The organism is Janthinobacterium sp. P210005 (genome assembly GCF_036231865.1).
Taxonomy (GTDB): domain Bacteria; phylum Pseudomonadota; class Gammaproteobacteria; order Burkholderiales; family Burkholderiaceae_D; genus Janthinobacterium; species Janthinobacterium kumbetense.
In genome coordinates, this window is record NZ_JAZARC010000004.1 from 463,322 (window position 1) to 488,200 (window position 24,879).

Below are 24,879 nucleotides of genomic sequence, written 5' to 3' on the forward strand. Positions count from 1 at the left end.
GTACCTGCCGATTAAAACTTGTACGAGGCATTCAGGTAGCCGGTACGGCCACGCGGATCATAGTAGCGGTCGTCATAGCCGAATTGCTGGCCACGGTTCGCGCCGGACGTCGATGGCACGAACGGGGGGCTCTTGTCGGTCAGGTTCAGCACGCCTGCGGTGAAAACCCAGCTCTTGCTGGGAGTCCAGACCGTCTGCCAGTCAAGCGTCGAATAGAACCCGACCCGCATCCGGATATCTTCCTGGCCCGTCACGGCGCCGGAAGCGTCGATCACGTCGACCGTCGTTTTCTGATCCTTGTAGCCGGACAGGAAGTTGACCGTCAGCGAATTGGCCCAGTTGCCCGTTTTCAGGGTGTTCGTCCACTGGCCGCGCGTGCGGAAAGTCACGGTGCCCAGTTCGGCATAGTTACCCAGCGCAGAATAATACTGACCACCGCGTTCCAGCTGTATATCTTCGCGCAACATCTGCGTCGCGTTCAACTGCGAGGTAAACAGGCCGATACCCGAGCGGTAACGGGCGCTGATATCGATATCGACGCCGGTGGCGAACGATTTGCCCAAGTTCTGGTTATCGGCCAGGAAGGCCAGGTAGGTCTTGCCCGTACCGACGTCCGTATTCACGCCCCACGATTTCGGATATGCCGCGGGATTGGCGAACACCAGCTGCTCGGTCAACTGGCCGAAGGAATCGCGGATCTGTACATGCCACAGGTCGGCGCCCAGGGTAATGGCGCTGATCGGCTCGTAGCGGAAGCCCAGGGTGGCCTGTTTCGACTTCTCTGGCTGCAAGTTGCGGTTGCCGCCGGCCAACTGATCGTACTGGTGGTTGCCTGGCTGGCATTGGGCATTGAGGCGCGTGGCAATCGCTTGCAGGGCCGGCGTACACGTGTACTTGTCGCTGGTAACGCCATAGCCGCGCTGCAAGGCGTTGACTTGTGGCACTGTCGGCGCATGGAAACCATTGCCAACGGAGCCGCGGATCAGCAAGGTGGGCGCCGGCGTCCACTTGAAGCTGGCCTTGGCCGTCGTGGCGCCGCCGAAGTCCGAGAATTCATCGAAACGCAGGGCCGCGCCCAGTTCCAGTTCCTTCAGCACCGGCGCGATAATTTCGCTGAACACGCCCTTCGACGTGCGACTGGCGCTGTACGGCTTGCTGCTGGCGGCATCGCCGAAACGCTGGTCGCACTCCAGTCCCGCCGCGCCGCCGCACAAGGTGCCCTTCACTGGGTCGGCCAGGATGCCCTGTGCAAACGGGCTCGGTTTGGAAGAGAATTCCTCGCGATTGATGTTGGCGCCCACGCCCAGCATCATGGCGCCGCCCGGCAAGCGTCGTATTTCCGTCGAACCATTCAAATTGATGGTTTGCAAGCGCGACGTGCCACCATCCCAGTAGCCGGTGAAGGCGGCCGCCTTGATGGCTTCCTGCGCCGCAGCCGATTGCTTGCCCGGACCGACGAAGGGATCGAGTAAACCGCTCGACGTCAGGTTGCCGACGGCAATAGCGCCAGGATAACCGGAAATACTGCCTTTTACGCGACTTTCCGAGAAGTTGTAGGAGGCATTGTAATCCCAGCCGGCGGCCACGCCGCGCGTGCCCACCACCACACTGGCGAAGTCCGCCGTATCCTTCGAGGTGCGCTGTCCCATGTCGAACAGGCGATAGGCCGCCACGCTGTCACCGGTAATACCGATCGGCAACAAATACTTGTCATGCAGCGGCGTTCCCTTATCGATGGAAATCTCGCCCGGCACGGGGGCGATACGCGAGGTCTGCTTGGTGCGCGACAAGAGTACGTCGGCATACACTTCGTGACCGGCGACTTTGAAGGTACCGGACGCCATGAAATTGTCGCGTTTGCGTTCCGGATAGATCTCCAGGTCCTTAACAAAATCATAACCGCAGTAGTCATTCAAGCGCGGGGTGCCATCCGGGTCTGCATACGGCTCAAGCACGCGGAAAGTCTTGGCGGGACAGGAGCCGTTCAGCTTTTGATAGGGACTGATCAGCTGGCCATTGTCATCAACGGCGTTGGCGGGAATCGGGCTGACCGAAAACTGCTGCTTCTGATAGCGTTTGCCGTTGGCCGAGAATTGCACCTTGCCCGTGTTGGCGAACGAGCGGTCGACCGAGGTCAACTTGTCGCGCTCATCATGGCCAAAGGTCAGCACCACGTTGTAGCCATCGTCTTCCAGGTTGCCGAAGCCCTTGGTGGCACTGATACGTTTCTCACGCGCACCGTTCTTTGGCGCCGAATAGCCGATGGAGACGTCGCCTTCCGTCGTGTCGTGCTTGGTAATGAAGTTGACCACGCCGGCAATGGCGTCGGCGCCGTACAGGGCGGACGCGCCGTCGGTCAGCAGTTCAACGCGCTGAATGGCGGAAATCGGGATCGAATTCAAGTCGAAACCGGCGGCGAAGCCAGTCAGGGTCTGGCCGCCGAACTGGGCCAGGCGCTTGCCATTCAGCAAGACGAGCGTACGCGTCTCACCCACGTTATGCACGGAAATGCCGGAGAAACCGAAGGTGCTGCCGCCGACCGAGGAACTTTCGCTGGTGGCGCCCTGGGCGGAAGAGAGTTTCTTGACCAGGTCGGTGACCGAAGTGGCGCCCGAGGTGCGGATGGCTTCGGCGGTCAACACGGTGACGGGCAAGGCACCTTCGGCAGCGATGCGCTTGATCGACGAGCCGGTGACTTCCACGCGCTGTATCTGCGTATCTTGCGCCACCGCAGACTGCGAGGCAACGGACAAAGCCGCTGCCATGCCACCGGCACAGACAATGCGAACGGCACGGGAGATGACGGTTTCTTTAAGCATGACGAACCCTTTTCATTTTTGCATTATGTAAGCAACAAAGCTGCTATCCGGACTGCATCCACTCTCCTAAAGGCACTCTTCCTGCACCGCACGTTCGACAGTGTGCCAGCCCCGCTCCCGCATGAGGGAAGGCGAACCACGATGTCGGTACAACAGCCGAGGCCAGCCAACTGAAAGTTAGCTAGACAACTACATAGGATCACGGGGATATTCTTGGTGTCAACAGAACTCACGTCGCGTATGGCATACATACAACATTGTGAAAAAAATAGAGGTCAGGCAGGCATGCCACCCAAAGATAGCGTACAGAGCAGCCGTGGTCAGCTGGCCAGCGGCAGCCTGATCTGTATATGACAGCCGGGCGTGCTGTCGATGGCGCACACCTGGCCGCCCAATTGCTGCACGATGGTGTAGACGATGTGCATGCCCAGGCCGGAGCCGCCCTGGCCCCGCTTGGTGGTGAAGAACGGTTCGAACATGTGCTCGCGCACGGCCGGCGCCAGGCCGATGCCGTCGTCGGAAAAATCGAGCAGCAGCCAGCGCGCAGCCGCGTCGGTGCCATCCTCCTCGATGCGCGCGCGTATCGTGATGCGCCCCGGCCCGCCCTGCGGATAGCCATGGCGGGCGCTGTTCATCAGCAGGTTCGAGAGGATTTGCGACAGCTTGCCAGCCGCCAGGCGCACCTGGCAATCGGGGGCGATATCGAGTTCCACGCCCAGCGCCGCCTTGCGCAATTCCGGACTGTGGGCCGACACCAGGCCGTGCACATAGTCGTGCAGCGCCAGGTCGGCCACGTATTCGCTGACCTGGTCCACGGCCAGTTGCTTGAAATTGCCGATCAGGTCGGCGGCGCGCGCCAGGTTGCGCTCGATCAAGGCGGCCGCTCCCTTGAGCGACTCGGCAATGTCGATCAGTTCGGCACGGCTGACCTTGGCGCCGCCCAGCAGCTGCACCAGCTGGTCGGCATAGCTGCCCATGCTCGACGCGGCCGTCAGCGCCACGCCGATGGGCGTGTTGACTTCATGCGAGACACCGGCCACCAGCGAGCCGAGGGCCGCCATCTGCTCTTGCTCGATCAGGTTGGCCTGCGCCACCAGCAGCGATTCGGTGCGCACGCGCACGATTTCTTCCAGCTGCTGGGTGCGCTCCTGGTGCTGCAGCTCGGCCGCGCCGCGGGCCGAGAAGATCGACAGCAGCAGCAAGGCCAGCAAACGCTTGTTTTCATCGATGGGACGCGTGTCGATGGCCGACAGGATGCCCAGGGTCTTGCCATCGGTATCGATCAGCGGCATGCCGACATAGCTTTCCGCCTGCATGTCGACGAGGAGGGTATCGAATGGAAAGCGACGCTGAATATCGCTGCCATGAAAACACATGCTCTGGCACGTCACGTCCTGGCATGGCGTGTGCTGCAGGCTGTATTCGATATTCGGCTGGTAACCGTCGCCGCCCCACAGGGCGAGGGTGCGGATGCCTTCGCTGCCATCTTCCAGGCGCACCAGGCGTCCGGCGATCACATAGTGCACGTCGAGCGCTTCGGCCAGGTCCTTGACGAGAATGCGCAGGAAGTCGTCGCCCCGGGCGTGCGCCGTCGAAGCGGTAATCGAGCGCAGGGCCGCTTCCGCCAGGGTGCGCCGCTGCTCGGCATCGAACAGGGGTTCTTGCGAATTCACATCAAACAACGGAATACTCATGAATGCTCCTGCACGGCACCGGAAGCGCAGGCACACCTGCCGGCGCGGCGACTCTCAGCCATGGCCCGCCCCAGCGGACCTGCCGCGATTGTACCCCTGGCTATTGCTTAATAATACAGATACACAGGAATTTTTTACAGCCAGCCGGAACGCTTGAACAAGTAATACATATAACCGCAGACACAGCTCATCACTGCCACGGCGGCCGGATAGCCATAATGCCAGTCCAGCTCCGGCATGAACTTGAAGTTCATGCCCCAGATGCCGGCAAACGCCGTAAACACGGCGAAGATGGCGGCCCAGGCCGCCAGCTGCTTGTTCACTTCGCTCTCGTCGATGGCCACCATCGACAGATTCACCTGGATCGCCGTGCTGATCGTGTCGCGGATGGTGTCGAGCGTGCCATTGATGCGCGCCAGGTGGTCGTGCACGTCGCGGAAATACTCCTGGGTATCGTGGCACAGGGGCGGCACGCGCCCGCCGTGCAGCTTGCCCACCGCTTCCATCAGGGGCGCCACCACGTGGCGCAAGACCATGACCTTGCGTTTCAATTGATACAGCCGTTCGATATTGTCGCGCTCGGTGCCACGGTCGAAGATGCGGTCTTCGATCAGTTCCAGCTCCGATTCCAGCGCATCGAGGACGGGAAAGTAACGGTCGACGACGGCGTCCATCAGCGCGTACAGCACGAAGGCCGAGCCCTGGCGCAGCAGATGCGGTTCGCGCTCGGCACGCGCGCGCACGCCGAGGAAACCCTGCGAGCTGTTGCTGCGCGACGAAAGCACGTAATTGGCGCCCACGAAAATGTCGACTTCGCCCAGCACCAGTTCATTCTCGACCATTTCCACGGTTTTCACCACGGCAAACAGGGAGTCGCCATATTCCTCGATCTTCGGGCGCTGGTGGCCCCGCTGCGCGTCTTCCACCGCCAGTTCGTGCAGGCAAAACTCGTGCTGCATCTGTTTCAGCTCGTCCGGCGTGGCGTCGAGCAGGGCGACCCAGACGAAACAATCGGGGCGCTCGACGTAATCGCTGATGTCGTCGATCGGCAAGTCGGCCAGTTTTTTGCCATCCTGGTAGGCCACGCAGTTTATGAGCATGCTATTCCACAGTTCAAGTTAACACCGGACGAAACAGTCCGGCAGGCGCCAGCTTACCTTATCGCCTGCAGTGCGTGTTGTGGCGTGCGAGGGACGCCGTGGGGAAAAGCGGACGGGGGAGCCCCCGTCCTGACCTGCGTCAATCGTCCTTGGCGCCGTCGATGCCCAGTTCCGAGATCTTGCGGGTGATGGTGTTGCGGCCAATGCCCAGACGCACGGCGGCGTCGTTCTTGCGCCCGTGCGTATGCTTGAGCGCCGTCTTGATCAGGGCCGACTCGAACTGGCGTCCCAGCACGGCCATGACTTCCTGCTGCCCCGCGCCCAGCATGCCGGCCGCCTGCAATTCCAGCAAACCGATCCAGCCCGGCGGCGCGCCGTTGGCGGACGCGGCCGCCTCGATGACCTGGCCGCCATGCACATGGGCAACGGCCGCCGGCGCAGGCTCGCCCGCCGCCGTGGCCGCGCCATCGCCCTGCCCCTGTGTCAATTCCAGCGGCAAATCCTTGATTTCCACCGTCTGGCCCGGCGCCATCACGGTGATCCAGTTGCACAGGTTTTCCAGCTGGCGCACATTGCCGGGCAAATCGAGGCTGCTGAGGAACTGCATCGTCGGCTCGCTCATGCGTTTGGCTTCCACGCCCAGCTGGCGTGCGCTTTGCACCAGGAAGTGGCGCACCAGGATGGGGATATCTTCGCGCCGCTCCCGCAAACTGGGCAGGCGCAAACGGATCACGTTCAGCCGGTGATACAAGTCTTCGCGGAACAGGCCGTCGCGCACGCGCTGTTCCAGGTTCTGGTGCGTGGCCGTAATGACGCGCACGTTCGCCTTCATGGGCTGATGGCCGCCGACGCGGTAGAAATGGCCGTCGGACAACACGCGCAAGAGGCGCGTCTGCAGGTCGAACGGCATGTCGCCGATCTCGTCGAGGAACAGGGTGCCGTTCTCCGCTTGCTCGAAGCGGCCCCGGCGCGTCGTCTGGGCGCCCGTAAACGCGCCCCGTTCATGGCCGAACAGTTCCGATTCCAGCAAATCCTTGGGTATTGCCGCCGTGTTGAGGGCGATGAACGGCTGCGCTGCGCGCGGGCTGTGCTTGTGCAGCGCGCGCGCCACGAGTTCCTTGCCGGAACCGGATTCGCCCGTGATGAGCACCGTCACGTTCGATTGCGACAGGCGGCCGATGGCGCGGAAGACTTCCTGCATGGCCGGCGCCTGGCCGAGGATTTCCGGCGTTTCCGACGGCCCCGACTCGACGCTCGTCTCGCGCAGGCTTTCTTCCAGCGCGCGGCGGATCAGCTCGACAGCCTTGTCGATGTCGAAGGGCTTGGCCAGGTATTCGAAGGCGCCGCCCTGGAAGGCTGCGACGGCCGAATCGAGGTCGGAAAAGGCCGTGATGATGATGACAGGCAAGCCGGGAAAGCGCGACTTGACCGTCTGCAACAATTCCAGGCCGGAGGCGCCCGGCATGCGGATATCGGACACGAGCACTTGCGGCGTGTCAAATTCCAGTGCGGCGATGGCGTCGCGCGCATTGGCAAAACTCTTGGTGGCGAGATTTTCCCGCGCCAGGGCTTTTTCCAGCACCCAGCGGATTGATTCGTCGTCGTCAACTATCCAGATTGGCTTCATTAGTGTGTGCGTCCCGCAATGGATTTCATGGGTGGGATACCTCCTCGCTTATGGCAAGGGTAGAACGATCCTGAAATCGGTGTATCCAGGCCGGCTTTCGCACTCGATCACGCCCAGGTGCTGTTGCACGAAGGTTTGCGCCAAGGTCAGTCCCAGCCCGCTGCCGCCTTCCCTGCCCGACACCAGCGGGTAGAAAATCCGGTCGCGGATCTGGGGTGCGATGCCCGGTCCATTGTCAATGATATGCAAGTCTAATGCCAGGCCGTAACGGACCTTGGCCAGGGTCACTTGGCGCGCTACGCGCGTCTTGAAAATCAGCTCCGCATCGCCCGCCTCGATGCGCTCGGCCAGGGCCTGCGCCGCGTTATGCGCGATGTTGAGCACGGTCTGTATCAATTGCTCCTTGTCGCCGCGAAACTCGGGGATCGAGGCGTCGTAATCGCGCGCAATGGTCAGGCCGCTGGGGAATTCGGCCAGGATCAGGCTGCGGACCCTTTCGCACACTTCGTGGATATTCACGTCGCCCACGATGTGCGGACGGCGGTGCGGCGCCAGCAGGCGGTCGACCAGGGTTTGCAGGCGGTCCGCTTCCTTGATGATGACTTGCGTGTATTCGCGCAGTTCGCTCAGGTGCAGGGCCGGCAATTCCAGTTCCAGCAACTGGGCCGCGCCGCGGATGCCGCCCAGCGGGTTCTTGATTTCATGCGCCAGGTTGCGGATCAGCTCCTTGTTGACCTGGCTCTGGTCGAGGATGCGCTCCTCGCGGTCGAGCTTTAACTGCTGCACGTTTTCGCGCAGCTCGATCAGCACGCCGTCGCTCGGCGCGTCGAGCGCGCTGACGATGCTGTGCACGCGCAGCGGCTCGCGCCCCAGGCGCTCCAGGCTCAGGTCCTGGCGCAGGTCGGAAAACTTGTGTTCGAGCGCCTGCGCGCAAATGCCGGCCAGCTCCTCGGGATTGAGGAACAACGCCGTCAGCTTTTGCCGCGACAGGGCCTTCAAGGAACTTTCCAGCAGGTTTTCCGCCGCCGCGTTGGCATAGCTGATGCGGCCGTCGCCATCGAGCAGGATCACGGCCGAGGCCAGCAAATCAAGGCCGGCCAGGTGGGCGGGACGGCTGGAATGGTTGTCTAGTGTCATGTGCTTTACCGGATATTCGCGATCTCGCGTTTCAGGGCCTCGACGTTTTGCTGTGTCCGGCTAATGTTGTCCTTCAACTGCGCCACTCTTTCCTGGTATTTCGCGTAGTTGCGCTCATTGCCCTGGCGCTCGGGCTGGCCGCCGTTAAATTCCAGGCGCTGCGCCGCCAGTTTCTGCTCTTCGCTGCGCAATTCGTCCTGCAGGATCTGGCGCCGGTCCAGGTCGCGTGCGCGCTGCTCGGCGCCATCGACCTTGGGAAACGCGCCAGCGGCAGGCGCCGCCGTGGCCGCCGCCTGCAGGGCTGGCCGTACCGGCGCGCCGGCCAGCGGTGCCGTCCTGCGTGGCGGCTCCGTCATGGCGCCCGGCAAATCGAGCAGCTGGCAATGTTTGCCAGCACTCCTGTCCGTGTACGTCTTGTGTCCTTGCGCATCGGCGCACACATACAGCTGCCCGTGCGCCTGTGCCGCCGCGCCCAGCAATCCTGCCATCAGCGCCATTCTGTAATGCTTGGTCAATCTTCACTCCTGTCGGCTCGTGCCGCATCGTTCCTGGGCCGACTATACAACACCGCACTGTCACCGCCTTGGCGCCTTGCATAAAAAAACGCGGGCAAGACCATCGCCTCACCCGCGTTTTTTATTCACTACCGGCACATTGCCGGCGTGGCGCCATTACAGCGAGTAGTACATGTCGAACTCGGCAGGATGCGTGGTCATGCGCATGCGCTGTACATCCTGCATTTTCAGCTCCAGGTAAGCGTCGATCATGGAATCGCTGAACACGCCGCCGCGGGTCAGGAACTCGCGGTCCTTGTCCAGGGCTTCCAGTGCTTCTTCCAGCGAAGCGCACACGGTCGGGATCAGTGCATCTTCTTCCGGCGGCAGATGGTACAGATCTTTCGAGGCGGCTTCGCCCGGATGGATCTTGTTGGCAACGCCGTCCAGGCCGGCCATCAGCAGTGCGGCGAAGCACAGGTACGGGTTCGCCAGTGGATCCGGGAAGCGCGCTTCGACGCGGCGGCCTTTTGGATTGGCCACGTGCGGGATACGGATCGAGGCGGAACGGTTTTTCGCCGAGTACGCCAGTTTCACTGGAGCTTCGTAGCCTGGTACCAGACGCTTGTACGAGTTGGTGCCCGGATTCGTGATCGCGTTCAGTGCCTTGGCGTGCTTGATGATGCCGCCGATGTAGTACAGGGCGAAATCGGACAGGCCGGCATAGCCGTCGCCGGCGAACAGGTTTTTGCCATCTTTCCATACGGATTGATGCACGTGCATGCCCGAACCGTTGTCGCCAACGATAGGTTTCGGCATGAAGGTGGCGGTCTTGCCATAGCTGTGCGCCACGTTCCACACCACGTATTTCAGGTTTTGCGTCCAGTCGGCGCGCTCGACCAGGGTCGAGAACTTGGTGCCGATTTCATTTTGACCGGCGCCGGCCACTTCATGATGATGTACCTCAACCGGGATGCCCAGCGATTCCAGGATCAGGCACATTTCCGAACGCATGTCCTGGAAGCTGTCCACTGGTGGCACTGGGAAATAGCCGCCCTTGACGGTAGGACGGTGGCCGCTGTTGCCGCCTTCGATGTCCTTGCCGGTCGACCACGAACCTTCGTCCGAACCGATCTTGACGAAGCAGCCCGACATGTCGATCTTCCAGCGCACGCTGTCGAAGATGAAGAATTCCGGCTCAGGGCCGAAGTAGGCGGTGTCGCCCATGCCCGACGATTTCAGGTAGGCTTCGGCGCGTTTCGCGATCGAGCGCGGGTCGCGGTCGTAGCCCTTGCCGTCCGACGGTTCGATCACGTCGCACTGCATGAACAGGGTCGTTTCTTCCATGAACGGGTCGATATTGGCCGTGTTTGGATCCGGCAGCAAGATCATGTCGGACGCTTCAATGCCTTTCCAGCCAGCGATCGAAGAACCGTCAAAGGCGTGGCCCGACTCGAATTTGTCCATGTCGAAGTGCGACACGGGAACCGTCACGTGCTGCTCTTTACCACGGGTATCGGCAAAGCGGAAATCAACGAATTTGACTTCGTTTTCTTCTACCATCTTCAAGACTTCTGCGGCTGTCATTGCCATGCGTATCTCCTAAATGAATGTGGGGTGAGCCGACCTTAGTGCGTCTGGGCTGATGAAGCGAAGCAAACATTGCGTGCCACCAAAACTCATAAGGATCATAGCAGATTCCATGCCAGCTCCCGGAGCCCCCTGGTGCCGGCAACAAAATTGCTGCCATCCCAGTGAAAGTTTTCCTGCCCGCGATTTTGACACGCGTTTGCGTCAAATCAAGAATGCACTAAGCAAGTGCAAAAAACGAATAACGCACCATTATCGTGCATTTTGTGCGGATTACCGAAAAATGCCTCCTTGTGGTGCATGCGCCGTGCACCATGGATTCCCGTTTGCGGGGCGCGGACGGCGCACTATAATCGTACACACACCTGCCCACTTTCATCGAGGACGCCATGACCACCGCCGCCGACATCCTGACCACCGCCCGCAGCCGGGCCAATGAAGGTACGCCGTATGCCGGCGCCGTCACGCCGCAGGAAGCGTATGACTTGCTGCAAGGCGATGCCGCCGTCAAGCTCATAGATGTGCGCACGACTGCCGAGCGCGACTGGGTGGGCCGGGTCGACATCGCCGATACCCAGCATGGTGCGGTGCAGTGGGCCACCTACCCGGGCGGCGTGCCGAATCCCGACTTCCTCGCGCAGCTGGCGGCCCAGGCCGGCAAGGACGAGGTGCTGCTGTTCCTGTGCCGCTCCGGCGTGCGTTCGCGCCATGCGGCCAAGCTGGCGACCGAACACGGTTATATCAACTGCTTCGACATCCTCGAAGGCTTCGAGGGCGACAAGGACGCCGACGGCCACCGCAAGCAGATCGGCGGCTGGTGCAAGGCGGGCTTGCCGTGGCTGGGCGCCTGACGCTGGCCGCTTGACGCTGGCCGCCGAATTATCTGAACAGTGTTTGATCTGGCGGGCCACCATGCGGTCCGCCATCGGCTACAACCATCCATGCGCGCCCGCTTTTCTCAAGAGCGGCGCCGATTCTCCTTGCGAGCATGTACCTTATATAGTACAACGTAGAGGTGCGTCATGGATGCTTCCGGCTTGCGGCAGATTACCCTGCGGTTCTATGCGAACGGCAATGGTGGCGAACCCGTGCGCGACTGGCTCAAATCCTTGCCCGTCGAAGAACGTCATGTAATCGGGCAAGACTTGATGCATGCGCAATGGCGCTGGCCCGTGGGCATGCCCTTGTGCCGCCACCTGGGGCAGGGCTTGTCGGAAGTGCGCAGCAGCTTGCCCGGCAACCGCATTGCGCGCGTGCTGATCTGCCATCACGGCGATTGCCTGGTGGCGCTGCACGGCTTTATCAAGAAAACCCGCGCCACGCCGGACGACGACCTGGCGCTGGCCCGCAAACGCCACAAGGAATTGACATGAACGCCACCGCTCCCCACCTCGGCAGCAGTCTCGACGACTTCCTCAAGGAAGAAGGCATCTTTGAGCAAACGCAAACCCGTGCTATCAAGGAAGTGATCGCCTGGCAACTGACGCAGGCCATGCAGGAACAATCGCTGTCGAAGACGCGCATGGCGGCGCTGCTGCAGACGAGCCGTTCGCAACTCGACCGCCTGCTCGACCCCAGCAGCGACGTGACGCTCTCCACCCTGGAGCGGGCCGCCGCGCTGCTCGGGCGCAAGCTGTCGATCACCCTCGTTTAAGCGGGTTAAGCGCTCAGGCCGGCTCGCCTGCCTCCGCGGCCGGATGCTCGCCCATCAGTGTCAGGATGCGCTTGCGCACGAAATTGATGTGACTGCGCAAGCCATACAAGCCATCGGCGAACGACAGGGGTATCGAGATCTGGTTGACCATTTCCTCGATCTGGTCGAGCCGTTTCAATTGTTCCGCATACACGTGCGCGCGCAGCCCTTCCGGCACGTCTTCCAGCGCCTGCTCGACCGTGCGCAGCTGGCCATACCAGCGGTACACGCGCGAACGGATGCGCCACACGTACAGGGGCGGCACGACGCGCGACAGGGGCAGGATCAGGGCGCCCAGCGCCACCACCAGCACCCACATGCGGTCGAAGAAATTGGCCAGCCAGAAACTCATGTAGCGCTGCAGCACGGGCGCGCCATCCTTGTAGAATTTCAACGCCTCCGGCGCCACGGGAATTTCCGTGTAGCGCGCGGACGGGAACTGCCCCTGCTGCTGGAACCAGCCCGTGCCGCCATGGATGCCGGCCGCCGCCTGCACGAACAGGTCGATCAGGGCCGGATGCAAGTCTTCGCGCGCAACCAGGGTGGCCGTCGGCGCGATCAGGTGATAATCCTGCGCGGGAATGTTTTGCCCCAGGTCGACGATGCCACGTGGCAAGACGACGTGGGTCAGGAACGGAAGACGCCGCGTGTACGCCTCCGCTTGCGAAAAATCAAACAGCTTGATGCCCGGTGTTTGCAGCAGCATCTGGATCAGCGGCGCTTCCGGCGCCGAGCTGAACACGAGACCGTCGATGCGCCCTTCCAGCAACTCCACCGTGGCAGGCGTGTTCTGCAAGTCGCTCACCGTCAACTCCTTGGCTTCCACGCCATTCACAGACAGCAACTGCCGGAACAGGCCGGGCACGCCCGTGCCTTCCGGCCCCAGGTTGATCTTCATGCCCTTCAATTGCGTCAGCTCCGTCACGGCCTTGTCTTCGCGCATGAACAGCCAGACGGGTTCCGTAAACAGGCTGCCCAGGGAAATGAGGCCGTGGCGCTCGGCATCGTCGTGTTCCGTCGAGCCACTTTGCACGAAGGCGATATCGGTCTTGCCCGCGTTCAAGCGCTGCAGGTTTTCCTGCGAACCCAGCGACGGCTGCAAGGTCACCTTGATGCCGTGCCTGGCCAGGGTGGCCGCGTACTTCTTGCCGAACTCTTCGTAGGCGCTATTGTCCTGCCCTGTCGACAGGGTTACCTTGCGCGGCGGCGCCGGGTCGACCAGCCAGTAAGCGAGCGCGCAAAACGCGCCGACCAGCAGCAAGGTGGGGCCGGCGGTGGCGAGGAAATCGCGCACGGAAAAGCGGCTGAACGCGAGGATTTTGGACATGTGGTGGCGCATAGGTTTCATGGGTGGCTACGATGCCAAGAAAAGCGCAACTATGCAAGGCACTTTCACATGCGCGGCGTGGCCAATTCGGCTACAGTGCTGGATCGACCACCTGCCCTCGGGAGCCCTGCATGCTGAAAATTCTTGGAAAAGCCGCCTCGATCAATGTCCGCAAAGTCTTGTGGACGTGCGAGGAACTCGACCTGCCGTACGAACGCGAAGACTGGGGCAGCGGCTTTCGCGCCACGGACGACCCGGCCTTCCTGGCCCTGAACCCGAACGCCATGGTGCCCGTGCTGCTCGATGGCGACCTGGTGCTGTGGGAATCGAACACGATTTGCCGCTACCTGTGCGCTCAGGCGGGCCGCGACGACTTGCTGCCAAGTAATCCCCGCGCCCGCGCGGAAGTGGAAAAATGGATGGACTGGCAAATGGGCGACCTCAACAACAGCTGGCGCTACGCCTTCATGTCGCTGGTGCGCCACAGCCCGGCACACCAGGATGCGGCCCAGCTGGCGGCCGGTATTGCCGGATGGAACAAGATGATGGGCGTGCTGGAACAGCAGTTGCAGCGCACGGGCGCGTATGTGTGCGGCGAGCAATTTACCTTGGCCGATATCGTGCTGGGCCTGTCCGTCAAGCGCTGGCTGATGGCGCCCATGCAGCGCCCCGAGTATCCGGCCATCGCCGCGTATCACGCGCGCCTGGAAGGTAAAACGGCCGTGTTTGCCGGTTAGTCCAGTTCGATTGCCTCGACCGTGCCGCCGATGACGTAGCAATCGCCATCGCGGCGCACTTCCTCCAGGGTTGCCGGCTCGTCGTGCGCATACGTGCCGTCGACATCCACGCACCACACGTCGCCAAAGCGCAGCAGCTTCACCCCACAGCAGATGCGGTTGATGAAGTTGCCCGGCGTCTTCATCATCAATTCCCGCACCTCTCCCACCGTGATGGCGACTTTGCGCCAGATGTTGCCCTCCAGTTCATGATTCCTCGCGTACAACACGATGCGCACGCGCTGCACGCCCCGGGGTCCATATGCTTGCTCGAATGATACGAGCGCGCCATCGTCAAAACGGTGATATTGCGCAAAGATCTGCTGTGTTCTTTCCATCGATTCTTTCTCCTCCATAAAAAAACCGGCCCATACAGGCCGGCTTTTTAATGCAGCAACGATTTAATTCGTGCACTGCTTCGCCACGCCTTCGGCTGGCGCAGGCGGCTCGATCAGCGGCATCAGGCTCGGCGCCAGGGACACCAGCAATTGCACGGGCAAGGCGCTGGTGAAATCGTAGTTCTTCGATTCCGGCCCGCGCACATACGCCGTCATGCTGCCATAGAAGCGCTCGCCGATATTGAAGACGAACGTGGCCGAACGGTTCACGTAGCGCGACTCGATCAGGCGGCCGCCGGCGCCATACACGTCGAAGCGCTGGTCGCCCGTGCCCGTCTTGCCGCCCATCGGGATCGGCACGCCGTCGGCGCCGACGAATGCCGTCTTCGCCCGTTTCGCCGTGCCGTCCGACACCACTTCGCGGATGGCCTTGGCGACAGCTTTCGCCACGTCCGGCGACAGCACTTGCTCCGCTTCCACCTTCGTGCCCCGCTTGACCATGGTGTCGTACGGCGTATTGGCGGCGAAATGCATGGAATCGATGCGCACGCTGGGTTTGCGCACGCCATCGTTAATGATGATGCCCATCAACTCGGCCAATGCAGCGGGACGGTCGGCCGACGCGCCCAGGGTGGTCGCATACGAGGGCACGAGCGAGTCGAACGGGTAACCCATCTTCTTCCACTGGCGGTGGATTTCCAGGAATCCTTCCACTTCCAGCAAGTTGGCGATGCGGCGGTCCTGCGCGTGCTTGCGGTGCGTATTGAACAGCCATTTATACACTTCCTGGCGTTCCTTTTCGCTGGCCGCCACCATCTGCGACAGGGTGGAACCTTCGTGCTGGCGCAAATACGCCACCATCCACAGTTCCAGCGGATGCACATTGGCAAGATATCCCCGGTCGGCCAGCGACCAGTTTTCCATCGCATACTGCTGGTACATCTTGGCCACGCGCTCGGGCGGTACTTCGTTTTGCGACGGTAGATTGGCGTTGAGGAAATCGCCGAATTCGGCGACGGTGCCCTTCGGATTGATGGTGCGGAAGATATTCGCCAGGCGTACGGGGGTCGGGCGGATACTGGCCAACAGGATCTTTTCCTGCTCGTCGACGCTCTTGCCGCGGTACTTCTGGTAGAAGCGGTGCAGGAATTCGCGCCCCTCCTTGTCGGCAAAACGGCTCAGGTACTGGGCCCGGCGCGGATCGTCCGCGTCCGCCAGCAGCGAGGCCGAGGAATCGGGACGCGAAAACATGTAGTAGCGGGCCACGTCGCGCATCAGGCGCACGAACACCAGGTTGGTCGACTGGCGCAGCGCCTGCTGCACCGTCATGATGCGGCTGTCGTCGAGCTTGGAGAAGTTGCCGAAATGGTGCAAGCCGCCGCCCGTGAAGAAGCCTTCGCCCGGGTTGCCCGAGTATTTGCGTTCCATGGCGGCCGCCAGCATGGCGGGTAAATTGCGCGCCTCGCCCAGCGGCAAAGGTTTCAGATAGGCAATTGCCCACTGCGACAGCATATCCTTCGGATCGACGGCAATCTTGCCCAGCTCGGCGGCGCCCATGCCGCTGTAACGCTGGTGCAACTGGTCGATGATGTCCATGTACGTCACCAGGGTGCGCAGCTTGGCCGTGGAACCGAGGTCCAGCTTGGCGCCTTCGTTGATGTCCAGCGGCTGGTCGTAGTTATCCGTCTGCACGCGCAGCAAGTTGGCTTGCTCGCCCTTTTGCAGCAAAGTAAAACTGTAGACCACGTTGGCGGGGTCGCCATTGCCCAGCATGCCCTTGCCCGTCAAGCCGGCTGCTTTCGCCACTTCCGGGTCGCGCAGCTCGCGCAAGACCTTGGTGACGGCGTTTTGCGCCTGCGCATCGAGCGTGCTGACCACTTTCAGGTCGAGACGGTCGAGGTTGTACAAACGCGGGTCGCCCAGCATGCTGGCCAGGTGGTTGCGCACGGCATTCGACGCCTTGCGCGTGACGAACGAGGTCGACGCTTCCGATTGCACGCCAGAGGCCGTCGATGGGCGCAGCTTCTCGGCGATGGCCGCATTGCGCAGCTGCGGCGAGATCACGCCCGCTTGCGCCAGCAGGCGCAAATGGCTGTTGGTCAATTCTTCCAGGTCGGCGCCGCCTGCCACCAGGTAATGCGAGGGACGGCGCTGCGCGATCAGCAAGCTCAGCGCCTGCTTGTAGGCGAGCGCACTGCCCGGCTGGTCCATATTGCCTTTAAGCAAAGTTTTCACTTCGGCAAACGGACGGCCATACCAGACCCACATGCCGTCGCCGATCCCGTTGACCTCGCCAAAGCCGCTCTTTGCCGACAGCGGCACGGTATTGAGGTAATTGACGACGATCTTGCGCCGCGCTTCCATGGTGTTTTCGCCATCCTGGTACGAGCGCAGGCTGGCCGACAGCATCTGCAGCAGCTTGTCCTGCATGGAACTGGTGCGGCCGTCTTCCGAATGGCGGTATTTTTCAATTTGCGTGGCCAGCGTGCTGCCGCCGCCGCCGCGGTGGCCGCCGAACAGGTTCAGCGCCTTATCCAGAATCGCCTTGCTCAGGCGGTCCCATTCCACGGCCGGATTGCGCTCGGGCGTGCCCGGATCGAGCAATTCGCGGTTTTCGATGAACAGCAGGCTTTGCACGAGCGCGGGCGGCGCTTCGGCGAAGCCGTCGAACATGCGCTCGGGATAGCTGGCCGCGAACAGGGGCGCGGCGCGGCAATCGAGGATGCTCAATCCCGCGCGGTTTTTCTCGTGATAGGTGGCAAAGATGCCCCGGTCGACCAGTTGCACCATTTTCGGCGACATGCGCGCCTGCGCCGTCACTTCATAGTCGCGCGCATTCAACTTGCTAATAAAATCCGGCAAGCTGGCATAGCCGAGGCGCTCGTCATAGGGGCCGTGCTGCGGATAGCGGATGGCGCCCGCCGGTGCGGGGCCGGGCTCGACCTTGAACGACAGCTGGCGGTCCAGGCGCGTGAAAAATTCCGCCTGCAGGGCCGACGTACGCACTTCGCGCATGACGAACCAGGCCACGCCGGCGATCAGCGCCAGCAGGAGGATGGCAAAGATGGGCCAGATGCGCGAACGGCGCTTCTTCGGCGGGCTCGCCGGCGGCGGCGCCTCGGCAGCTGGATCAGAGGGGGGCCGCTCTTGCGCGGCCAGATTGACGCCTGTGTCTTTCATGGGATGCTGGGGTAAGGTTGGGTTTGGACGGCGCGGGAAATGCGGCAGCGATACCGCTCCGCGCAGGGTAAGACGAGAGCCAGCCAGGGCCGGTCACAACAAAGCTTGCTTAACATGATGTCCATACCGGTAAATCGAAAAAACACGCTACTGCACAGGCAGGCGACCCCGCGTTTGACACGCAAGGCCCCTGTTCACCATTCCACCACATCGGCATGAAAACGACTGACGAGCGCACACAAAAATCTTGCTTCATTGAAGATTTTCGCAAAAAAACAACGTCTTGGAATGTACGCTTGCGTACATAGATGCACGGCGGGCTGGACGCCGGCAAAAAAGCCGCCGGCGCCGGGCTGGCTGCATGTCAGATGGTGGTGTATTCCGCCTGCAAGGTATCGAGTGCGGCGCACATCTGCGCGAAGGCGGCCGCCGCTTGCGCCGGCTCGCCCTTGACGCCCAGTTCGATATGCCGGCGCGTCTGCGCGTCGCCCACGCTGGGCAAGCTGAAAACCTTGATCAACGGAAACTCCGCTTCCAGCCGCACCATCAGCGGCGTCAGCAGGGATTCGGCCGTTTCGTACACGAGCAAGGCATGTTCCGCATGCGGCACCTGGTTAAACAGGTGCGCATAATGCGTGTCCAGCACCCATTCGATCATGGGCCAGGACATGATGGGAAAGCCGGGCACGAAGTAATGCTCGCGCACGGCAAAGCCGGCAATCTTGTTGTACGGGTTCGGAATCAGCTCGGCGCCTTCGACAAATTCCGCCATTTTCAGGCGGTGCAGGTTTTCCGGCGAGTGCAAATCAGCCGGCACGCCCGCCTCTACGCCCATTTCCGTGATGCGCTGCTGGATATTGATCTTGCCCTGCGGATGCAGCACCAGCGGCAAGCCCAGCGCATCGGCGGCCGCCTGGCGCGTATGGTCATCCGGCGTGGCGCCGATGCCGCCAAAGCTGAAGACGATGTCGCCGCTGGCAAAGCTGCGCTTGAGCAAGGCGACCAGGCGGGCAGGCTCGTCGCCCACGTATTCCGCCCAGCTCAGCTGCAATCCCCGCGCCTTGAGCATTTGCACCACTTTCGGGAAATGCTGGTCCGTGCGCTTGCCCGACAGGATTTCGTCGCCGATGATGATCAATCCGATAGCCATGAAGCTTCCTCGTAGAATTCGATAAAAATACTCAAGCGTCCGCCGGCGCCACGTCGGTCATGCCGCGTACGCCCCGCAACCGCGACAGTGCTTCCAGGCAGTAATACTGGAACCACAGCCCCGTAAAGATGAATATCAGCACATACAGCCAGATGGCGAACGCCGCCAGGAAGGGGAAGAACACCACCGACATCGCGCCGCCCATCCACAGCAAGCCCGGCACGGCGCCGGCCGCGCCGGACACCATGCCGATGGCCAGCAGGGGCCAGCGCTGCGTGCGCATGATGGCGTGGCGCTCGTCCACGCTGGCGTAATCGGCCATGGCGTCATACGCCATCACGCGGTAGGTCAGCCAGCCCCACAGCACGGCTTGCCCCGCCAGGGCGGCCGGCGGAAACGCGTACAGGGGCAACATGAGCACCCAGACGACGATGAACAGCAGGAATGTGGCCAGCGAAGTGCCGACGCTGCCCAGCAGGCTGCCGCCATGCTTCTTTTCCAGTTGCGGAAAGTGCCGCCCGCCGATATGGCGGCCGATGGCCGGCATGGCGAACAGCCCCATGAAGATCAGCGCCGTCAAGATCATCAGCGGCAGCAGCATAAACATGGCGATCAGCGGCACGATCACGGCTTTCAGCACGCCCAGGCCGAAGGTGGTCAGCACCTGGCCGCTGGTGCGGAAGAAATCGTACTGCGTGAACAGCGCATGCAGGCTGTCGATCAGCGGCTGCAAGCCCACGTACAGCAAGCCGCCCCACAGCACCAGCGACAGGATGAACGGCGCCACGCTCAGCAGCAGTATCCTGCCATGCAATTGCGACAGGAAAGCACGGCCATACGAATTCAACACATTACGCATCAACGGCGTCCTTTTCGTTTAATTCTTGCAAATTCCACCATGCGACGCAGGCCCAGCCATTGCTGTTGCCAGAAACCGCGGCCATAGTTGCGCCCCGGCCGGCCGACACCGTTGCTGTCGATGCGGGCCAGCTGGTCGCGCACGCCCGTGCGCGCATAGCCCGCCGAGAAATTCGCGGTGCCCAGCAGCATATCCCAAATCGGCAAGACCACGCCGAAGTTGCAACCACCCATGCTGCCCTTGCCTTTCGACTCGTGCCCCACGCCGATCGCGTGATGCGTGCGGTGGAAACGGGGTGAGATCAAGAGCCGCTCGCCGATGCGGCCGAAGTGTATCCTCACATTTGCGTGCTGCAAGCTTTGCAAAATGCGCGAAATCGACACCAGCAGCACGTACTGGCCCGGCGGCACGCCGATGCCGAGCGCCACCAGCGCCATCACCACGTCGCGCAGGAAGTCATCGAGCAAGTGGTTGCGGTCATCGCTCCACAAGTTCATGTTTTGCTGGCTGTGATGCAGGCTGTGCAAGCCCCACCACCAGCCGAAATGGTGCGAGGCCCGGTGGTAGCAATAGTCGACGAAGTCCAGTATCACAAAATAAATGATAAAACTGAGCAAGGGGCTGATGCCGGGCAACAGCGATTCCAGGTTCAATGGATGAATATTGTCGAAGCGCAAGGCGCCCGCCAATGCATCCATCAGCGGATCGAGCGTGAAGAACACCACGACGGAAAACAGGCCGATGCGGTGCAGCACCGTATAGATAAAATCGTTCCAGCGGGCGCGCGGGTCCGTCATCTTTTGCGCGGGAATCAAGGCTTCGAGCGGACGCAGCACGAGAAACAGCAGCACCAGTTCGCACAGGCCGATCAGCAGCCACTCCGTGCCCTCGAACGCTTCTTCCGTGAATTCGCCAAAGCCCAGGTGATATACGAGCGGGTTCACCACCGTCTGGAACAGCCATCCTTGCGCCGCGCCAAAGGCGTCGACCACAGCATCGATGACGGGCGTAACGAAGCTGACGATGTCGGCGGCGATCATGGCTGGCCCTTCTTCTGCGCATAGGCAGGGTGCTCGCGCAGGGTGGCAAAGCAGAAACCTTTGTCTTGCAGGCCGGAAATCAAGGCGTCCAGGTTGGCCGGTGCCCATGCATCCTTGCGCGACCAGATGCCCATGTGCGCAATGAAAATATCGCCGCTGCGCAAGTTCGCCAGGGCTTTCTTCAGCAGCGTGGCGTTCGGATACTTATCGCTGGGCAGCTCATCGCCGGAATACCCCGCCGGCGCCCAGCCCGCGTGCTGGTAGCCGCAGGCGCTGCCGGCCGCCAGGGTGCGCGGCGACGTGTAGCCGCCCGGCGCGCGCCAGAACGGGTCGAGCTTGCGCCCGGTCAGCTCCTGGAAGCGCGTATCGACGCGGCGCAATTCTTCGCAGAACTGCTGATCCGTGAATGACGCCAGCTTGCCGCCATCCTTGCCGAACTGGGGCTTGACCTGGATCAAGCCGTTGGCCAGATCCTTCTTCCAGTACACGTGGTCAAACGTATGCGTGCCAAACGCATGGCCTTCGGCCACGCGGGCTTTCCAGTACGGCGCCCACGAGGCATCGAGCGAATAGTCGCCGCGCGTGGTCTTTTCATTGGCCAGGAAGAAGGTTGCCTTCACATGGCGTTTATTCAGCACGTCGGCGATCAGCTGCGCTTGCGACTGGCTGCCCGTGTCAAACGTCATGTAGATGGTGCCCTTGCAGGCGGCTGGCGCTAAAGATGCAGCTAGAGATGCGGCTGGGGCAGCAGATACGGCGGCAGGTACGGCAGCAGGTGTGGCGGCATGCGCGGGCGACAGCATGGCGTTGGCGCACAGCAGCATGGCGGGCGCGTGGCCCGCGAAAATGAAGCGTTTCATCATCACCGGCTCATCACATGCGCGGCGAGTGGGTGGCGAAGTACACGCCATGGGGCGAGCGGCCCACCGGGATGGTCTTGATCACCTTGCGCGTGGTAAGGTCGATCACGGCCACTTTCTTGATCCAGCGCAACGTTACCCACATGGTCTTGCCGTCCGGCGTGATTTCCATGCAATCGGGGCCGCCCGGCACATTGATGGTGCCCACGTTTTCCAGGGTTTGCTGGTCGATGATGTTAATGGTGTTCGACACGCGGTTCGAGACAAACGTCATGCGGTTGTCGCCCAGCGCGCGGAAATTGTGCGTGCCGGCGCCCGCCTTGATGCGCTTGACGGTCTTTTGCGTGCGCCAGTCGATCACTTCCACGTAATCGCTGCCCATGATGCCCACCAGCAAATGCTTGCCATCGGGCGTCATCGTGATGCCGGCCGGCGCCGGGCCGACAGGCATGGTCCATTTCACCGTTTGCGTGGCCAGGTCGATGGCGCTGACCTGGTTGCTGCCCTGCTGCGTAATGAAAGCCATGGTGCTGTCGGCCGTGAACGCCATGTGGCTGGGCAGTTTTGGCAGCGGGATGCGCTTGGCCAGGGTCAGGTTCTTGCCGTCGTAGCGGTACAGGTCGATGCGGTCCAGGCGCAAGGAGTTCGAGATGAACCATTTCTGGTCCGGCGAAAAGCCGATCTGGTACGGGTCGAGGATGTTGCTGATGCGGCGCTGGATCTGGCCCGACACGGGGTCGAGGAAAATCAGCTCGTTGCCAACGGAACTGGCGACGATCAGCGACTTGCCGTCCGGCGTTTCCATCAGATGGTGCGGTTCCTTGCCGACGGCAAAGGTGGACAGGGGAGCATAGGTTTTCTGGTCCAGCAGTTGCACCGTAGCATCACGGGAATTGAGCACCACCACCACTTCGGCTTGCGCCGTCGATATTGCGGAAACCAGGCACAGCGAGGAAAAAACAAGGCGGCGTAGACTGCGGAACATGGCAAAAATCACTGTTAAATACAAAACATGCATTTTACGTGGAACACTGTATTTATTGTGTGAAATCCCCCCTTAAATGCTGCCGGCAGCCACACATCGCCGTAATTTCCGTTTTTTCCCCGTCCCAGGCCTGGAATGGCGCTTTGCAACTCATTGCTCTACAATCTGAAGCTTTCATCGCCTACACAAGGATAATCATGACCACCACCACTACCGCTTCCGGCCTGCAATACATCGACACCACCGTTGGCGAAGGCGCTGAAGCGCAAGCCGGCAACAATGTTGTCGTGCATTACACGGGCTGGCTGCAAAACGACGACGGCAGCGCCGGCGCGAAATTTGACTCGAGCAAGGACCGCAACGATCCATTCGAATTCCCGCTGGGCGCCGGCCGCGTCATTCAAGGCTGGGACGAAGGCGTGCAAGGCATGAAAGTGGGCGGCAAGCGCCAGCTGATCATCCCGGCAGCACTGGGCTATGGCGCACGCGGCGCCGGCGGCGTGATTCCACCGAACGCCACCCTGATTTTCGACGTCGAACTGCTGGGCGTATAAGCACCGACTCCGCAGCGCTCAAGCGACTGTACCGACGCCGCCCCTGTTCACGCAGCGGCGGCGTTTTTGTTTTGAGTGTGTCCTCTAATGCACGGCGCGCTTTTTTCACTATGATGTCAGGCACTGCAGCACGCACGGTGGCCACTCCGCCGGGCCTGCCGCACTTTTCCAGCGATTCCATCAGCACACAGGAGCCATCATGAGTTTACAAGAGCAATTCGAACAAGCGCAGCTCGATTCCAAGACCCTGTCCGAGCGTCCGGACAATATGACCTTGTTGAAAATCTACGCCTTGTTCAAGCAAGCGTCGAGCGGCGACGCCACGGGCGAGCGTCCTGGCATGACCGACTTCGTCAACCGCGCCAAGTTCGACGCCTGGGCGGCCCTGGCCGGCACCTCGAAGGAAGAGGCGCAACAGCAATACATCGACCTCATCGAAGACTTGAAGGATTAAACCTGAAAACGCCTGTTTTGCAGAGAAATAGGCCGAAAACGGCTGAAAACTCACCAAAAACCACAAAAACAGGCTGAAAAAGCAAAAGTGGCTACCAAATCGGTAGCCACTTTTTTTACGCCTGTCTCAGCCGCAAACTTACTTTTTCGCCGCCGCCAGCGCTTGCGCGATCCAGCCGTCAAACGTCTGCTGATGGAACTTGATCCAGCCAGCCGTATGACGGGCGATATCGGCTTGCGTGTTTTCGCCGCGGCGCATGCGCTCGTTCTGCGCATTGATGTCCGCCACCGGCAATTGCATCACTTCGAACAGCTTGGCCGCGGCCGGATTCTTCTCCGCCCAGGCCTTGTTCGACACGATGCGCGCCGTGTTGACGGCAAAGCCGTAGTCGCTGCCATCGTCGAGGCGGGTATTCACCTTGTCCGGATTGGCCGAGAACGGCACTTTCAGCCAGACCACGTCCTTGCCCGGCACCAGCACGCCGCTGACCCAGTACGGCGTCCACGTGTAATACAGGATCGGTTCGCCACGCTTGTAGCGGCCCAGGGTGTCGGCGATCAGGGCCGCATAGCTGCCCTGCACGTGGGTCACCGTCTTGCGCAATTTATACGCATCCATGTGGTTCTCGATCAGCGCTTCGCAGCCCCAGCCGGGGTTGCAACCGGTCAAGTCGGCCTTGCCATCGCCATCATGGTCGAACAGCTTGGCCAGGTTGGGATCGCGCAACTGGTCGATATTCGTGATGTTGTACTTTTCCGCCGTCACCTTGTCGATCAGATAACCTTGCGCGGCAGGCCCCGCATACTGGCCCGTGCGCGACAGCTTGCCGTCGCCGCCCGCATTGTTATAGAAATCCTTGTGCATCGGGTCCCAGTGCACGGCCATGAAGGTGGCGTCACCGTTGGCAATGGCGATATGCGCCGTCGGATATTCCACTTCCTTGATGGGCTGCACTTCGTAGCCCAGCTTTTCCAGGGCCTTGTCGACCAGCATGGTCTGGAAGGTTTCTTCCGCGATCGAGCTTTGCAGCGGTTGCACCTTGACGCCCTTGCCGGGCAGCGCATCTGCAGCGGCGGCCGGCGTCTGCGCCATGGCCAGGCTGGTGGTCAGGGCCATGGCGGCGATCGCCAGGGCGGAAAACAGCTGGAACTTGCGTTGCGATTTTTGCGTCACTTTGAAATTGTCGATTTGATGCATGTGTA

General features: G+C 61.5%; 22 protein-coding genes. 6 read left to right on the forward strand and 16 right to left on the reverse strand.

Annotation, left to right across the window (positions count from 1 at the left end; translation table 11 throughout):
- Positions 1–11: 11 nt before the first annotated feature.
- From VPH40_RS18655 to glnA, 7 genes are all read right to left on the reverse strand, one after another.
- Positions 12–2,765, reverse strand: a complete 2,754-nt coding sequence (locus VPH40_RS18655) for a TonB-dependent receptor plug domain-containing protein (RefSeq protein WP_305054318.1) — start codon at positions 2,763–2,765, stop codon at positions 12–14.
- 374 nt (positions 2,766–3,139) lie between these two features.
- Entirely contained in the window at positions 3,140–4,513 is a 1,374-nt protein-coding gene (locus VPH40_RS18660) for a GAF domain-containing sensor histidine kinase (protein ID WP_328574177.1), read from the reverse strand.
- Positions 4,514–4,647: 134 nt separating this feature from the next.
- Entirely contained in the window at positions 4,648–5,613 is a 966-nt protein-coding gene (gene corA, locus VPH40_RS18665; RefSeq protein WP_034760218.1) for a magnesium/cobalt transporter CorA, read from the reverse strand.
- A gap of 139 nt (positions 5,614–5,752) precedes the next feature.
- A complete protein-coding gene (ntrC, locus tag VPH40_RS18670) occupies positions 5,753–7,240 on the reverse strand; it encodes a nitrogen regulation protein NR(I) (protein WP_328574178.1) in 1,488 nt (495 codons plus the stop codon).
- A gap of 48 nt (positions 7,241–7,288) precedes the next feature.
- Positions 7,289–8,377: a nitrogen regulation protein NR(II) gene (glnL, locus tag VPH40_RS18675; protein ID WP_099665311.1), complete on the reverse strand. Its 1,089-nt coding sequence runs from the start codon at positions 8,375–8,377 to the stop codon at positions 7,289–7,291.
- A gap of 5 nt (positions 8,378–8,382) precedes the next feature.
- Positions 8,383–8,865, reverse strand: coding sequence for a DUF4124 domain-containing protein (locus VPH40_RS18680; protein WP_099668212.1), 483 nt, complete (start codon positions 8,863–8,865; stop codon positions 8,383–8,385).
- A 183-nt stretch (positions 8,866–9,048) separates the two neighbouring features.
- Complete coding sequence (gene glnA / locus VPH40_RS18685; protein ID WP_070219258.1) at positions 9,049–10,464, reverse strand: type I glutamate--ammonia ligase; 1,416 nt, start codon at positions 10,462–10,464, stop codon at positions 9,049–9,051.
- A gap of 386 nt (positions 10,465–10,850) precedes the next feature.
- Between glnA and VPH40_RS18690 the strand changes: the two genes are divergently transcribed.
- The 3 genes from VPH40_RS18690 (at position 10,851) to VPH40_RS18700 (ending at position 12,115) form a co-directional block, all read left to right on the forward strand.
- Positions 10,851–11,312 (forward strand): rhodanese-like domain-containing protein, encoded by a 462-nt coding sequence (locus VPH40_RS18690; RefSeq protein WP_099665312.1) that lies wholly within the window; start codon positions 10,851–10,853, stop codon positions 11,310–11,312.
- 171 nt (positions 11,313–11,483) lie between these two features.
- Positions 11,484–11,834: a type II toxin-antitoxin system RelE/ParE family toxin gene (locus tag VPH40_RS18695; RefSeq protein WP_305054317.1), complete on the forward strand. Its 351-nt coding sequence runs from the start codon at positions 11,484–11,486 to the stop codon at positions 11,832–11,834.
- On the forward strand, positions 11,831–12,115 hold the full coding sequence (locus VPH40_RS18700) for a helix-turn-helix domain-containing protein (RefSeq protein WP_251349794.1): 285 nt from the start codon (positions 11,831–11,833) through the stop codon (positions 12,113–12,115). The genes VPH40_RS18695 and VPH40_RS18700 overlap by 4 nt, the downstream gene beginning before the upstream one ends.
- 13 nt (positions 12,116–12,128) lie before the next feature.
- Here VPH40_RS18700 and VPH40_RS18705 read toward each other — a convergent pair whose 3' ends face one another.
- A complete protein-coding gene (locus VPH40_RS18705; RefSeq protein ID WP_328574179.1) occupies positions 12,129–13,481 on the reverse strand; it encodes a TAXI family TRAP transporter solute-binding subunit in 1,353 nt (450 codons plus the stop codon).
- A 131-nt stretch (positions 13,482–13,612) separates the two neighbouring features.
- Here VPH40_RS18705 and VPH40_RS18710 point away from each other — a divergent pair, with 131 nt between their 5' ends.
- A complete protein-coding gene (locus tag VPH40_RS18710) occupies positions 13,613–14,218 on the forward strand; it encodes a glutathione S-transferase family protein (protein WP_305060908.1) in 606 nt (201 codons plus the stop codon).
- On the opposite strand, the gene VPH40_RS18715 is transcribed toward VPH40_RS18710, so the two are convergent.
- The 7 genes from VPH40_RS18715 to VPH40_RS18745 form a co-directional block, all read right to left on the reverse strand.
- Positions 14,215–14,595: a hypothetical protein gene (locus tag VPH40_RS18715; RefSeq protein ID WP_328574180.1), complete on the reverse strand. Its 381-nt coding sequence runs from the start codon at positions 14,593–14,595 to the stop codon at positions 14,215–14,217. The genes VPH40_RS18710 and VPH40_RS18715 overlap by 4 nt on opposite strands.
- A 63-nt stretch (positions 14,596–14,658) precedes the next feature.
- Positions 14,659–17,775 carry a transglycosylase domain-containing protein gene (locus tag VPH40_RS18720; RefSeq protein ID WP_328574181.1) on the reverse strand — a complete coding sequence of 1,039 codons (3,117 nt, stop codon included), beginning with the start codon at positions 17,773–17,775 and terminating at the stop codon, positions 14,659–14,661.
- Between the two features lie 364 nt (positions 17,776–18,139).
- Entirely contained in the window at positions 18,140–18,925 is a 786-nt protein-coding gene (locus VPH40_RS18725; protein ID WP_328574182.1) for a competence/damage-inducible protein A, read from the reverse strand.
- 31 nt (positions 18,926–18,956) lie between these two features.
- Entirely contained in the window at positions 18,957–19,784 is an 828-nt protein-coding gene (locus tag VPH40_RS18730) for an EI24 domain-containing protein (protein ID WP_289899844.1), read from the reverse strand.
- A complete protein-coding gene (locus VPH40_RS18735) occupies positions 19,784–20,824 on the reverse strand; it encodes a sterol desaturase family protein (protein WP_099665320.1) in 1,041 nt (346 codons plus the stop codon). The genes VPH40_RS18730 and VPH40_RS18735 overlap by 1 nt, the downstream gene beginning before the upstream one ends.
- On the reverse strand, positions 20,821–21,687 hold the full coding sequence (locus VPH40_RS18740) for a polysaccharide deacetylase family protein (RefSeq protein ID WP_328574183.1): 867 nt from the start codon (positions 21,685–21,687) through the stop codon (positions 20,821–20,823). Before VPH40_RS18740 ends, VPH40_RS18735 begins: the two co-directional genes overlap by 4 nt.
- A 10-nt stretch (positions 21,688–21,697) precedes the next feature.
- A complete protein-coding gene (locus VPH40_RS18745) occupies positions 21,698–22,669 on the reverse strand; it encodes a YVTN family beta-propeller repeat protein (RefSeq protein WP_034760259.1) in 972 nt (323 codons plus the stop codon).
- Between the two features lie 197 nt (positions 22,670–22,866).
- Between VPH40_RS18745 and VPH40_RS18750 the strand changes: the two genes are divergently transcribed.
- Complete coding sequence (locus tag VPH40_RS18750; RefSeq protein WP_034782471.1) at positions 22,867–23,223, forward strand: FKBP-type peptidyl-prolyl cis-trans isomerase; 357 nt, start codon at positions 22,867–22,869, stop codon at positions 23,221–23,223.
- A 199-nt stretch (positions 23,224–23,422) separates the two neighbouring features.
- Positions 23,423–23,677 carry an acyl-CoA-binding protein gene (locus tag VPH40_RS18755; protein WP_034782468.1) on the forward strand — a complete coding sequence of 85 codons (255 nt, stop codon included), beginning with the start codon at positions 23,423–23,425 and terminating at the stop codon, positions 23,675–23,677.
- A 138-nt stretch (positions 23,678–23,815) separates the two neighbouring features.
- Here the strand turns inward: VPH40_RS18755 and proX are convergent, their stop codons facing one another.
- A complete protein-coding gene (proX, locus tag VPH40_RS18760) occupies positions 23,816–24,874 on the reverse strand; it encodes a glycine betaine/L-proline ABC transporter substrate-binding protein ProX (RefSeq protein ID WP_328574184.1) in 1,059 nt (352 codons plus the stop codon).
- Positions 24,875–24,879 lie beyond the last annotated feature (5 nt).